This window comes from Dyella kyungheensis (genome assembly GCF_049913195.1).
Taxonomy (GTDB): Bacteria; Pseudomonadota; Gammaproteobacteria; order Xanthomonadales; family Rhodanobacteraceae; genus Dyella; species Dyella kyungheensis.
Genome location: NZ_CP183983.1, coordinates 847,440 through 861,409, shown reverse-complemented (window position 1 = coordinate 861,409; position 13,970 = coordinate 847,440). Strand labels below are relative to the sequence as shown.

The 13,970-nt window shown below is 65.7% G+C and carries 8 protein-coding genes; 4 read left to right on the top strand and 4 right to left on the bottom strand.

Annotated features, from left to right (window positions below; genetic code table 11):
• Positions 1-85: 85 nt before the first annotated feature.
• The gene (locus tag ACN9MB_RS03620; RefSeq protein WP_426270808.1) at positions 86-1,453 is read right to left on the bottom strand and encodes an MATE family efflux transporter; all 1,368 of its coding nucleotides are present in this window, start codon (positions 1,451-1,453) and stop codon (positions 86-88) included.
• 138 nt (positions 1,454-1,591) lie between these two features.
• On the opposite strand from ACN9MB_RS03620, the gene ACN9MB_RS03615 reads away from it, so the two are divergent.
• The 4 genes from ACN9MB_RS03615 (at position 1,592) to tal (ending at position 7,709) form a co-directional block, all read left to right on the top strand.
• Positions 1,592-2,713, top strand: coding sequence for a DUF3667 domain-containing protein (locus tag ACN9MB_RS03615; protein ID WP_204636004.1), 1,122 nt, complete (start codon positions 1,592-1,594; stop codon positions 2,711-2,713).
• 475 nt (positions 2,714-3,188) lie between these two features.
• On the top strand, positions 3,189-5,357 hold the full coding sequence (locus tag ACN9MB_RS03610; RefSeq protein WP_426270807.1) for a primosomal protein N': 2,169 nt from the start codon (positions 3,189-3,191) through the stop codon (positions 5,355-5,357).
• Positions 5,358-5,411: 54 nt separating this feature from the next.
• Positions 5,412-6,713: an NAD(P)/FAD-dependent oxidoreductase gene (locus ACN9MB_RS03605; RefSeq protein ID WP_426270806.1), complete on the top strand. Its 1,302-nt coding sequence runs from the start codon at positions 5,412-5,414 to the stop codon at positions 6,711-6,713.
• Positions 6,714-6,749: 36 nt separating this feature from the next.
• Positions 6,750-7,709, top strand: coding sequence for a transaldolase (gene tal / locus ACN9MB_RS03600; RefSeq protein ID WP_204636001.1), 960 nt, complete (start codon positions 6,750-6,752; stop codon positions 7,707-7,709).
• A 156-nt stretch (positions 7,710-7,865) separates the two neighbouring features.
• Here the strand turns inward: tal and ACN9MB_RS03595 are convergent, their stop codons facing one another.
• Genes ACN9MB_RS03595 through ACN9MB_RS03585 form a run of 3 tightly spaced genes read right to left on the bottom strand, consistent with a single transcriptional unit; the run spans position 7,866 to position 13,714 of the window.
• Entirely contained in the window at positions 7,866-9,329 is a 1,464-nt protein-coding gene (locus ACN9MB_RS03595) for an efflux transporter outer membrane subunit (protein WP_204636000.1), read from the bottom strand.
• Positions 9,316-10,518: an efflux RND transporter periplasmic adaptor subunit gene (locus tag ACN9MB_RS03590; protein WP_239535651.1), complete on the bottom strand. Its 1,203-nt coding sequence runs from the start codon at positions 10,516-10,518 to the stop codon at positions 9,316-9,318. The genes ACN9MB_RS03595 and ACN9MB_RS03590 overlap by 14 nt, the downstream gene beginning before the upstream one ends.
• Positions 10,511-13,714: an efflux RND transporter permease subunit gene (locus ACN9MB_RS03585; RefSeq protein WP_204635998.1), complete on the bottom strand. Its 3,204-nt coding sequence runs from the start codon at positions 13,712-13,714 to the stop codon at positions 10,511-10,513. Before ACN9MB_RS03585 ends, ACN9MB_RS03590 begins: the two co-directional genes overlap by 8 nt.
• Positions 13,715-13,970: the final 256 nt, after the last annotated feature.

The following is a 13,970-nucleotide window of genomic DNA, read 5'->3' as shown; positions in this document are numbered from 1 at the left end:
TCCACGACAGCGTAGCTGTTCACGCGGCGCAGGTCATGTGGGCAAACGGCACGGGTGCCCGGCGCGAACAGCCCGCGGATCCTGCTCAGGCGGGACGCCGCCAGCGCTCATGGAAGGCGTTCCGGCAAAAGCGGGTGAACAGCAGGACCGCCGCCATGGTCAGGCCCGCGATCAGGCCGAACCACATGCCGCGCGCGCCCATGCCGTGGCGGAACGCGAGCCACCAGCCGATCGGCATGCCCACGCCCCAATAGGCGAACAAGGTGATCACCATCGGCACGCGGGTGTCCTTCAGTCCACGCAGCGCACCGTTGGAGGTGACCTGGATGCCGTCGGAGAACTGGAACAGGCCCGCCAGCACCATCAGTTGCGCGGCCAACGCAATCACCGCGGCGTCGTGCGTATACATGCGCGCAAGGACGTGCGGCAGGGTCAGCATCAGCGAGCAGGACACGGTCTGCACGCATACCGCCAGGCCCACGCCGCACAGTCCGGCGTAGCGCACGCCCGAGGCATCGCCGCGCCCCACCGCATTGCCCACGCGCACGGTGGTCGCCATCGACAGGCCCAGCGGCACCATGAACGCCACCGTGGCCACGCTCAGCGCCACCTGATGACTGGCCACCACCGTCTCGCCCAACGTCGCGATGGCCAGCGCCACCGCCACGAACAAGCCACCTTCGGCCAGCAAGGTGATAGACATCGGTCCGCCGATCTTCAGCAGGTCGAGGATCATGTGGGGCTTGGGCCACGCCAGGCCCGCGCGCAGATGCGCGTCGCGATAGGCAGGATGCTTGATCACGAACCACAGGAACGCGAGCATCTCCAGCCACAGCACCGTGGCGGTGGCGATGCCGCTGCCGAGCGAACCCAGCGCCGGCAGACCGAGCTTGCCGTACATCAGCACATAGCCCAGCGGCGCCAGCACCAGCAGGCCGCCGAAGCTGAAATACATCGACGGCCGCGTCATCGACAGGCCTTCGGAGAGGCCGCGGATGGCGAAGTAGCTGGTCATCGCGGGCGCGGCCCAGCTGATGGCGTGCAGGAATTGCGTCACGTCGTGGCGCAGCGTCGGCACCACGCCGATCCAGCCGAGCAGCGGCGTGGCGTTGCGCACCAGGAACCACAACACAATGCCCATGCCCCAGGCCAGCCACATCGCCTGCACGAACACCGCACCGGTTTCATGGCGCCGGCCGGCGCCATCGAGCTGGGCCACCGAAGGCGGCACCGCCATCATCATGCCCAGGCCGCTGACCAGCGCCAGCGCCCAGATGCTCACCGCGGTGGTGACGGCCGCCTGCACGTGCGCGCTCAGATGCCCCGCAAGCACGGCATCGACGAAGTTCGGACCCACCGCAGCGAGCTGCGTGGCGATCAGGGGAAGGGCGAGACGCACCGTGGCGCCCACCTCGCGCGCCACCCTGGCGCGATCGGGGCGGAAAGACAGCATAAGAGACTCCTGGGCCGCACATTCTAGCGCAGCCGCGTCGCGCATCGGCCTGCAGCCCTTATGCAAATAGGCCCACGGCAGCTGTCTGCGCAGGCGGCTTGTGCCAAGATCGCCCGCTGATTCCGCTAGGGGAGGCGCATGAAGAAGGAAATCGTGTCGTTCGAAGGCGTGCATTGCGCCAATTGCAGTGCGCCGATGCAGGGTGAGTTCTGCCACGAATGCGGGCAGTCCATCCACACCGTGCTGCGCCCCATGCATCACATGGTGGAAGACACGCTGGACATGGTGCTGCACGTGGACGGCCGCGTGATCCACACGCTTCCGCCGCTGTTCCTGCGACCGGGCTTTCTCACCCTCGAGTACTTCTCAGGCCGCCGCCAGCGCTACGTGGCGCCGTTCCGCCTGATGTTCGTGTTGTCGCTGCTGGCGTTCTTCATGTGCCACCTGGTGGTGGGCAGCATGGACATCCTGCACTTCGGCGACGAATCGGGCCAAGGCACGGCGCAATACGCGGCGGACACTACGCCCGACGCCGTGCGCGCGCACTTCGCGCAGGCAAGCGACGAATTGCTCAAGGCCCACAATCAGCAGGGCACCGGCAAGAAGAAATACAACAAGCTGGTGGAGATCGAGCGCGACCACGCCAATCACCGCCTGGTGGAACTGAAGGCGCTGCCGATGCCTGCCCCGACCGAAGGGCATAGCAACCTGACCGACCTGCCCGCCATCGAGATAGCGTGGTTGCCGCAATCGCTCAACCACAGCTTCAACCGCTCGATGGCGCGCGCGCAGAGCAACGTCCGCGCCGTCATGAACGGCGGCGAGCAAGGCCAGGAAGCGCAGGAGCGCATCGTGGCCTCGGTATTCCACGTGTTGCCGCAGACCATGTTCGTGCTGATGCCGCTGTTCGCCCTGCTGCTGAAGATCACCTACATCTTCAAGCGCCGGCTCTACATGGAACACCTGATCGTGGCGCTGCATAGCCACGCCTTCCTATTCCTGAGCCTGCTGCTGGGCATGCTGATCTACATGCTGCACGGCTGGCTGGTACCGCATGCCGCCTGGTTGAACATCCCCCTGCGCACGCTGCTATGGGCCCTATGGGTCTGGTCGCTGATCTACCTGCTGCTGATGCAGAAGCGGGTCTACCGGCAGGGCTGGTTCATGACCTGGGTGAAGTACCTGTTCGTGGGCTGGTGCTACACCTTCCTGGCCTGTTTCGCGCTCGCCTTTGCCGCCGTGCTGGGCATGATGAACTGACCCACCACGGCGCTCGCCTTCTGTGACACAAATCACACACAAATCGCGCAGCGGCGCCGTTTCGGGACAGCCTGAAAGCGCATTCGAGCGGGGTTTTGCACAGCGTCACATGACTGTCAAGACAGGTCTCCGGCCTGTGGCAGTTGCATGAACACTAGCCAAGCAGCAAATTCAAGTCACTGTATTTATGGGTGTTTTTGGGCTGGCTAAAACTTGAACAGCGCGTACGGAAGGGCGTTTTCATGCGCCTTAGAGGCCTCCCTCAACGGACCATCCACAGAGTTATCCACAGACCTTGTGGATAACGCCAAAAGCCCCCTGCCAAGAGTCACTTAGCACCCTTTCCTAGATGACAGGGCAGCAACCACCTCCAAGCCGCCGAGCGGCCCGCCAAACCCCCTCGCGGACCATTTCACCCGGCTGGAATCCCGCAGGGTGGAACGGCCCGGTTACACTGTCGTACCGAGAGGTATCCATGCCCGCTGTCCTTCGCGTCGCCCTGCCGGTTCCCCTGCCCACCCTGTTCGACTACCTGCCGCCGGCCAGTGGCGAAGCGGTGCCGGGCAGCCGTGTGCTGGTGCCGTTCGGCAAGGGCAAGGCGGTGGGCGTGGTGGTGGAAGCCCAAGTGGAATCCGCCGTGGGCAACGCCCGACTCAAGCGTGTGCTGCAGGTGCTCGATGACGCTCCCCTGCTCGACGCCGAATTGATGGCCACCCTCGCCCGCGCCGCCGACTATTGGCTGGGCGCACCTGGCGAGGCGTACGCCAACGCGCTGCCGCTGGCCTTGCGCGAAGAGCGCCCGCTTCCCGACTTGCACGAAGAAGCCTGGGCGCTCACCGCCGCCGGCCGCAGTGCGCTCGACGCGGGAAGCCGTCGTGGCGGCAGCCGTGCGCTGCTCGACGCGCTGGCGCGCGGACCGCAAACGGCCGACCTGCTGCATGAGATGCTGCCCGGCTGGCGCGACGCGGCCCGTCGACTCGACCAGGCCGGATTGATCGAACGCACCCAGGCCCAGGCCATCGAGCCGCCGCGCGTCACCGAAGCGCCGTCGCTGAGCGATGAGCAACAGCAGGCAGTCGAAGCGATCGGCGAATCCCTCGGGCGTTTCCAGCCGTTCCTGCTCGATGGCGTCACCGGCAGCGGCAAGACCGAGGTGTATCTCGCGCTGATCGAAAAGGTGCTCGCCCAAGGCAAGCAGGCCCTGCTGCTGGTGCCGGAGATCGGACTGGCGCCGCAGACCGTGCGTCGCCTGCGCGAGCGCCTGGGCGTCGTCGTGCAGGTGCTGCATTCCAATCTCGCCGAGGGTGATCGCGCGCGTGCCTGGCTGCGGGCACGCTCCGGCGAGGCGAAGGTGATCCTGGGCACGCGCTCGGCCATCTTCACGCCGCTGCCGCACGCCGGCCTGATCGTGGTCGACGAGGAACACGACAGCGCGTACAAGCAGCAGGAAGGTTTCCGCTATCACGCACGCGACCTGGCCATCCTGCGCGGCCGCGCACTGAACGTTCCGGTGGTGCTCGGTTCGGCCACGCCGTCGCTGGAATCGCTGGCGAACGTGCAGGCCGGACGCTATCGCGCCTTGCACCTGCGCGCACGTCCGGGCGCGATCCGCGCGCCGCAGGTGCAGATCGTCGACATGCGCGCGCAACGCCTCGACCACGGCTTGTCCCCCGCCCTGTTGGCCGCGGTGGGCGACACCGTGGCGCGCGGCGAACAGGTGCTGGTGTTCCGCAATCGCCGCGGCTACGCACCCGTGCTGCTTTGTTATAGCTGCGGCTGGCATGCGGAATGCCCGCGCTGCGAACACCCGATGACGTTGCACGCAGGGCGTCGCGTGCTGATCTGCCATCACTGCGATGCCACCGCGCGCGTGCCGGCACAATGCCCGTCGTGCGCGGCGCCCGATCTCAAGCCGCAGGGACAGGGCACCGAGCGACTCGAAGAAGCATTGACCGCGCAGTTTCCCGACGTGCCGGTGCTGCGCATCGATCGCGAGACCACCCGTCGCCGCGATGCCTTCGAGCATTTGCTGGAAGGCCTGCACGAGGACAAACCCGCCATCCTGGTCGGCACACAGATGCTGGCCAAGGGCCACGACCTTCCCAATCTCACCCTGGTGGCCATCGTCGGCGTGGATGAAGGCCTGCTCAGCGTGGATTTCCGCGCCAGCGAACGACTGGCGCAACTGGTGGTGCAAGTCGCCGGCCGCGCCGGGCGCGCGAAAAAGCCAGGCCGTGTGCTGCTGCAGACCCATCATCCCGACCATCCCTTGCTGCGCCAGTTGCTCGCGCAAGGCTATGCGGCAGCCGCCATCAGCTTGCTGGATGAGCGTCGCAGCATACAGTTGCCGCCCTTCGGCCATCAGGTGTTGTTGCGTGCCGATGCACACCAGCGCGACCATGTGGACGCGTTTCTCGGCGAAGCGGCGCAGGCGCTCGCCGGTTTGCCGCTGCAACTGGCGGGGCCGATGCCCGCACCGATGCCGCTGCGCGCGGGGCGCCATCGCGGCCAGCTGTTGATCGAAGCTGATACGCGCAGCGCGCTGCATGGCGCACTGCGGCCTTGGTATCCCGCATTGTCGGCGCTGCCTTCGGCGCGCCGCGTGCGTTGGTCGCTCGACGTCGATCCCATCGATCTCTACTGACCGCGGACGACGAACGAGACCTTCAATGATTCTCACTTTTGCAAGGAGCATCACATGGAAGGCAACGCAACGTCAGACTCCCTTCGCCATGTCGTCATTCTCGGCGGCGGTTTCGGTGGCCTCGCGGCCGCGCGCGAACTGGCCGATGCGAATGTGCGCGTCACGCTGATCGACCGCCGCAACCATCATCTGTTCCAGCCGCTGCTCTATCAGGTCGCCACGGCGGGGCTTTCCGCACCGTCCATCGCCGCGCCGCTGCGCCAGATCCTGCAGAAGGACAAGCACGTCACCGTGCTGATGGACGAAGCACTCGACGTCGATCTCGAGCGCCGCATCGTGCATCTCGCGCAAGGCGAACTGCCGTACGACGCCTTGATCGTCGCCACCGGCGCCACGCACGCCTACTTCGGTCACGACGAGTGGGAACGTTACGCACCGGGCCTGAAGACGCTGGAGGATGCCTTCACCATCCGCCGCCGCGTGCTGCTTGCGTTCGAACGCGCCGAGCGCGAGGAAGATCCGGCGCAACGGCAGGCGTGGCTGAACTTCGTCGTCGTAGGAGGCGGCGCCACCGGCGTGGAACTGGCCGGCACGCTGGCGGAAATTGCACGACATACGTTGCCGCGCGAGTTTCGCCGCGCCGATCCGCGCAAGGCCAACATCCTGCTGGTGGAAGCGGGACCGAAACTGCTGCCGGCGTTCGCCCCCGACCTCACCGAAAAAGCCCGTCGCCAGCTGGAAAAGCTTGGCGTGCAGGTGCGCCTGAATACCGCCGTCACCGCCATCGACGAGCACGGCGTGATGCTCGCCGATACGCCGTATCCCGCGCGCACCGTGCTGTGGGCCGCCGGTGTCGCCGCTTCACCGCTGGGTCGCCGGTTGGGCGCCCCGGTGGACCGCGCCGGACGCGTGCAGGTCTCGCCCGATCTCAGCCTGCCCGGGCATCCGGAGGTCTTCGTGATCGGCGACCTGGCGAGCGTGCAGCAGGCCGACGGCAGACCCGTGCCTGGCGTCGCGCCCGCGGCCAAGCAAATGGGACGCCACGCCGCCCTCGCACTCAAGGCGCACTGGCGCGGCGAGACGGGCACCCCGCCCTTCCGCTATCGCGACGACGGTTCGCTCGCCACCATCGGCCGCATGGCCGCGGTGGCCCAGTTCGGACGCGTGAAACTCTCCGGCCTGCTGGCCTGGTGGGTCTGGCTGATCGCCCACATCGCCTTCCTGATCGGCTTCCGCAACCGCCTGGTGGTGATGCTGGACTGGGCCTGGGCGTATTGGACCTACCAGCGCCACGCCCGCATTGTGACGGGCACGGATGAGCGAACGAACACACCGTCTTTGCCCCGCGGCCCGTAAGGTGGAGAATCTCCTTTTTCCTTCCCGGATACCGCCGTGTCTTCCCAACTCGAACAACTGCGCCAGTACACCACCGTCGTCGCCGATACTGGCGATCTCGAAGCCATCGCCCGCTGGAAGCCGGTGGACGCCACCACCAATCCGTCGCTGTTGCTCAAGGCCATCGAAAATCCCAAGTTCGGACCGCTGATCGACGAATCGGTGGCCTGGGCCAAGGGCAAGAGCAACACGCGCGAACAGCAGGTGGTCGACGCCAGCGATCATCTCGCCGTGGCGGTGGGTCGCAAGATCCTGGACATCGTGCCGGGCCGCGTCTCCACCGAAGTGGATGCGCGCCTGTCGTTCGACGTGAATGCCTCCATCGCCAAGGCCGAGCGCCTGGTGGGCCTGTACGAAGAACACGGCGTGAAGCGCGACCGCATCCTGATCAAGCTGGCCTCCACCTGGGAAGGCATCCGCGCGGCGGAGCAGCTGGAGAAGCGCGGCATCAACTGCAACCTCACCCTGCTGTTCTCGTTCGAACAGGCAGTGGCCTGTGCGGAAGCCGGTGTATTCCTGATCTCGCCGTTCGTCGGCCGCATCATGGACTGGTACGTCGCCAACACCGACACCAAGAGCTATGCGCCTGAGGACGATCCGGGCGTGAAGTCGGTTCGCCGCATCTACGCCTGGTACAAGGAACACGGCTTCAAGACCGTGGTGATGGGAGCCAGCTTCCGCAACGTCGGCCAGATCCAGGCCCTCGCCGGCTGCGACCGCCTCACCATCAGCCCCGACCTGCTGGAAAAGCTCGACCACGACACCTCGTCGCTGCCGCGTGCGCTCAACGACACCGGCGCGACCAAGCCAGCCCCCACGCCGATCACCGAAGCGCAGTTCCGCTGGGGCCACAACGAAGATGCGATGGCCACCGACAAGCTGGCCGACGGCATCCGCAAGTTCGCCGTAGACCAGCGCAAGCTGGAGAAGATACTGACGGAGAAGTTGGGCGGCTGATCGTACGCGCCGTTCTTCATGCAAAAAGCCCCGGAAAACCGGGGCTTTTTTTGTGCGGAGCCGCCTGTGGGAGCGCTCCCTGTGCGCGACACGATCTTGCCTCTACGCTCCGATCGAGTCGCGCACAGGGTGCGCTCCTACAATCAACGCGCGGGCTTACTTGATCCCGCGCGCCTTCGCATCCGCCGCCAGATGATCCGGCGCAATCTCATCGCCCGACCATCCGCCGCCCAACGCCCGCACCAACTGCACGCTTGCCCGCAGCTGATTCGTCTGCAGCGACAGCAAGCCCAGATGCGCATTGAGCGAATCCACCTGCGCCGTCACTACGTCGAGATAGCTGTTGGCACCCTGCTTGTACAGCGCGGTGGAAAGCTTCAGCGTCTTGTCGGCCGCGTTGGTCGCGTCGTTCTGGTCCACCAGCGCATTGCCGAAGTTGGTCAGCAGCGACTGGTTGTCTTCCACTTGCTGGAAGGCACTCAGTACCGTGCCGCGATAATTCGCACTGGCTTCGTCGAACGCCGCATGCGCCGACGCTACCTGCGCACGACGGCGGCCACCATCGAACACGGTCATCAGCAGATTCGGACCCAGCGCCCACAATTGACTCGGCGCCGTCAGCAGGTTGCCCCAGGCACCGCTGGTGTAACCGCCGTTGGCGCCCAGCGTAAGCGCCGGAAAGAACGCGGAACGGGCCACGCCGATCTGCGCATTCGCTTCCGCGGTGCGGCGCTCGGCGGCGGCAATGTCGGGGCGACGCTCAAGCAAGGTCGACGGCAAACCGGTCGGGATCACCGGCAGGTTCGGCAGGTCGGTCTTCGCCTCCAGCGTGAAACTGGAAGCGGGCTGCCCCACCAGTACCGCGATGGCATGCTGCAGCAGGTCGCGCTGCGCCTTGGTCTGCGACAGTTGCGAACGCGTGGCGGACAACTGCGTCTGCGCACGATCCACATCGAGACCCGACACCGCGCCGCCGGCGTGCAGCGTCGTGGTGAGCTGCAAGGCACGCTGGTAGGCATCGACCGTGCTCTGCAGCAGGTCGATCTGCCGATCCACGCCCAACAGCTGCAGATAGCTGTCGGCGAGCGAGGCTTCGAGACTCAGGCGCACCGAGGCGAGATCCGCCGCCGAGGCCTGCATCGAGGCACGGCCGGCCGCCACGTTGTCGCGCACGCGGCCCCACAGGTCCACTTCGTACGATGCCTGCGCCTGCGCGGAGTACAGGTCGTAGTACTTGGGCGAGGTGACGCCGTGCAGCGGCGAGGTCAGCGAAGCGCGATCACGCTGCGCACCGGCACCCACCGACACCTGCGGAAACAGGTCGGCGCGCACCTGCGCAAGGAAATCGCGCGACTGCTGGTAGCTTGCGAATGCGGCGGCGAGATCGGCGTTGTGGTCGAGCAGCTGCTGCTCGAGACCGTTGAGGCGCTCGTCGCCGTAGAGCTTCCACCAACCTTCGCGCGGCAGCTGATCGGACGGCTGCGCCGTGGTCCAGGGACCGGCGGACTGGTAGTGCTCGGCCACCGGCGCTTCCGGCGGCTTGTACGTCGGCGCCAGCGAGCACGCGCCCAGCGCCAGCGTGGCCGCAATGGTGGCGGCGATGCTTTTAGGCTTTGTCATGGGGCTTGGCCGCCTGCTGCGGGTTCTTGGCAATGCGCACTTCGTCGCCGTCGGCCAGGCCGTCCGGCGGGTTGATGATCACGCGATCATTCGCCACCAGGCCCGAGCCCACTTCAATGGTCTTGCCGTAATCGCGACGAATGGTGACCGTCTTGAAGTGCACGTGATCGCTCGCGTCCAGCGTGGCGACGTGCAGGCCCTTTTCGTCGAAGATCAGCGCTTCGGCCGGCAGGCGCAGGCCCAGCGCACCCGAACCGATCTTGAAGCTCACGCTCGCATAGCTGCTGGGCAGCAGCTTGCCGTCGGGGTTGTCCACCAGCAGCTGCACCAGCGTGGTGCCGGAGGTCGGCGTGATCGCGCGCGCATCGGCTTCGACCTTGGCGGTGAACGACTTGCCCGGATACTCCGGCACCGTCAGCGTGGCCTCGTCGCCACGATGGATCGCTGGCGCATACACCTGCGGCACGCGCACATAGACGCGCAGCTTGCTGGTGTCGGAAACGGTGAACAACGGCGTGCCGGTACCGCTGGCATCCGCTGCAATCAGCGCACCCACGTCGGTGTTGCGCGCCGTCACGCGGCCGTCGAACGGGGCCACCAGCTTGGCGTACGACTTCAGCGCCTTCAGTCGATCGAGATTGGCCTGCGACGCATTGACCTGCGCCTGCTTGGCCGCCAGATCGCCGTTGAACTGGTCCACCGACTGCTGCGAGACCGAATCGGGATCGGTCTGGCGCAGCACCTGCCAGCGCTTGGCGGTGGTCGCGGCGAGCGCGGCATTGGCCTTGGCGGTGGCCAGGTCGGCCTGGCCCTGCAGCAGCTGCTGATCCAGATCGGGCGTGTCGATGGTGCCGAGCACATCGCCCGCCTTCACCGCTGCACCGATGTCCTTGTCCCACGACTTCAGATAGCCGCCGGTGCGCGCGAAGATCGGCGCATTGGTGAATGCGTCCATCTGCGCCGGCAGTTCCAGCGGCGAGGAGCCGTTGGCGGACTCGGGCTCGGAGATCACCACCGTGGGGATCGCCTGCTCGTCGGTCCACTGATGCAGGGTGCGCGCATCGGAGATGCGGGTAGCGACGCCGATCACCACGATCGAGCCGAACACGGCGGCGGCGATCACCGCTGCCAGGCGCAGGCGGCGCGGCGAGGGCTTGGCTTCGGGAAGAGTAGTCAGATGCTCAGACATGGACAGGTTCTCCGGCATGACCAGCCGAATCGGGCGCGTGCTTGTAGCGCGCATGCACAATGGAAAAGACGACGGGAACGAAGATCAGCGTGGCCGTGGTGGCGAACAGCAGGCCACCGATCACGGCGCGGCCCAGCGGCGCGTTCTGCTCGCCGCCGTCGCCAAGGCCAAGGGCCATCGGCACCATGCCGATGATCATGGCCAGCGCGGTCATCAGCACCGGACGGAAACGTACGAAGCCTGCTTCGCGCGCGGCGAGCGTGGCGTCGCCATGGACAGCCAGGCGCTCGCGGCAGAAGCTCACCACCAGCACCGAGTTTGCCGTCGCCACACCCATGCACATGATCGCGCCAGTGAGTGCCGGCACCGACAAGGTGGTATGGGTGACGAACAGCATCCACACGATGCCGGCCAGCGCGGCGGGCAAGGCGGTGATGATCACGAACGGGTCGGTCCACGACTGGAAGTTCACCACGATCAGCAGGTACACCAGCACCGCCGAACCGAGCAGGCCGAACAGCAGGCCCGAGTAGGCATCGTGCATGGTCTGCACCTGGCCCAGCAGCGCGACGCTCGCACCCTTGGGCAGATCCTTCTTGGTGTCGTCCAGCACCTTCTGGATGTCACCGGCCACGGCGCCCAGGTCGCGTCCCTGGATGGCGGTGTAGATCTCCACCATCGAGGTGATGTTGTACTGGCTCACGATAGTGTTGCGATGCGTGCGGGTGATGTCCGCCAGCGCGCCCAGCACCTGCGCATTGCCGCCGTTCTTGGCCGTGATGGGCAGGTTGTTCAACTGCGCCAGCGAATCCAGCGAGTACTGCGGCACCTGCGCCGAGATCGGGTAGGTGACGTTGTTGTCCGGATTGAGCCAGTAGGTCGGAGCCACCTGCGCGGTACCGGAAAGATCCGCGATCAGGCTGCTCGTCACGTCGGCTTCGGTCAGGCCAAGCAGCTGCGCACGCGTGCGATCCACGTCGATCCGGAAGGCCGGCTGTGCCTGCGATTGCTGCAGTCGTGCGTCGACCACGCCCGGGATCTGGCGAAGCTTGTTCAGCACTTCGTTGGCGTACGAGAAGTTCTTCTCCAGGCTCCTGCCGCGTATCTGCAAGTCGATCGGCGCGGGCGAACCGAAGTTCAGGATCTGGCTGACGATATCGGCCGGCGGGAACGAGAAGGTGGTACCCGGGAACAGCCGCGGCAGTTTCTCGCGCAGGATCTTCACGTATTCCGCGCTCGGATGATGGTCTTCCTTCAGCGAGATCTGGATGTCGCCGTCCGACTCGCCCACTTCACCGGTGTTGTTGTAGATCGTGTTGATCGAACTGGAATACTGGCCGATGTTGTCGACCATCGCTTCGAGCTCCTCCGGCGGAATCACCTGGCGAATGGCCTTCTGGATGTCCGCGAACTCCGCCGCCGTGGTCTCCACGCGCGTACCCACCGGCACGCGGGCGTGCACCAGGATCTGGCCGCCGTCCACATCCGGGAAGAAGTTGCTGCCGAGGCCCGGCAACAGCGCGAACGACAACAGTACGAAGGCGAGGAAGCCCACCACGAAGATCTTGCGGTTCTCCAACGCGAGACTCAGCACGCCGCTGTAGCCTGCGCGGAAAGTCTCGAAGCGATTGACGAAGCCCTGCTGGAAACGGCCCAGCATCGTCTTCGGCGCCGGCTGCTCGATGTGCTGGCCGTGCTCGTCCACCGTTGCCGGATGCGCCTGCAACAGGTACTTCGCCATGGTCAGCACGAGCGTGCGCGACAGGATGAAGGAGAAGATCATCGCGAAGATCACCGCCTCCGCCATCGGCACGAACAGGTAGCGTGCTACGCCGGGCAGGAAGAACATCGGCACGAACACGATGCAGATGCAGCACAGCGAGACGAACGCCGGCACGATGATCTGCGCCGAACCGTCGACGATCGCGGTGATGACGTCCTTGCCCTGCTCCAGGTGCCAGTTGATGTTCTCGATGGTCACCGTGGCTTCGTCCACCAGGATGCCCACCGCCAGCGCCAGGCCGCCCAGCGTCATGATGTTGAGCGTCTGGCCGATGGCCGACAGCGTGAACACCGAGCCCAGCACCGCCAGCGGAATCGAGGTGGTGATGATCAGCGTCGAGCGCCAGCTGCCCAGGAACAACAGGATCATCAAGCTGGTCAGCGCCGCGGCGATGATGCCTTCGCGCACCACGCCGTCGATCGACGCACGCACGAACACCGACTGGTCGCCGATCGGCGTCGCCGTCAGGTTGTCCGGCAGCGAATCCTTCATCTCCGCCAGCTTCTGTCGCGCGCCCGCCACGATGGTGAGCGTGGAAGTGGAACCGTTCTTCAGGATCGACAACAGCGTGGAACGCACGCCATCCACATGCACGATATTGGTCTGCGGCGGATTGCCGTCGCGCACATGGGCCACGTCGCGCACGTAGATCGTGGTGCCGTTGACCATCTTGACCGGCAGGTCTTCCAGTTCGTCCACGTGGGTGGCCGCGTTGTTCAGCTCCATCACGTATTCGTACTTGCCGATCTTCTGCGTGCCGATCGGGCTGATCTGCTGCTGGTTGGCCAGCGCGTTCGCCACATCCTGGGTGGACAGGCCGCGCGCCTGCAGCGCCGCCGGATCCACGTCCAGCTGCACCTGGCGCGTCTTGCCGCCGAAAGGATAGGGAATCGCCGCGCCCGGCACCGTCACCAGCTGCGGACGCAACTGGTTCAAGCCAAGGTCGCCCAGCTGCTGCTCGGACAAGCCCTTGCCCGACAGCGCCACCTGCAGGATCGGCACGGTGGACGCGTTGTAGTTGACGATCAGCGGCGGCGTGGCACCGGCCGGCATCTGCTTCAGGATCGTCTGCGCAATCGCGGTGACCTGTGCATTCGCCGTGGCGATGTTCACGCCCGGCTGGAAGAAGATCTTGGTGATGCCCATGCCATTGATCGACTCCGACTCGATGTGCTCGATGTCGTTGACGGTCGTGGTGAGCACGCGTTCGAACGGCGTGTTCATGCGGCCGGACATCTGGTCGGGCGTCATGCCGGTGAACTGCCAGGACACGGCAATCACCGGGATGTTGATCTCCGGAAAGATGTCAGTGGGCGTGCGCGCCGCCGCCATCACACCAAAGATGAGAATGGTCAGCGCGAAAACAATAAACGTGTAGGGCCGCGTGAGCGCGATCCGGACGATGCCAAGCATGCGGGGGATTTCCGTGCGCGAAATGATGCGTCGCAGCGAATTTTCTCATGAGCCCGATGCGACCAATAGGGGCTGAGGCATGAAGATAATTTCATGTTGCTTTAAGTCCGCCTGCCCGCGCGTAACGCCGCCTACCCTCTCACCGTCCCCCGTCCCCTCACCGTCATTCCGGCGCAGGCCGGAATCCAGTTGCGGTGCAACGGGTCATCGCGAACCGCCCCACGCAGGCTGCCCTGTGGCAAAAGCCAACTACCGA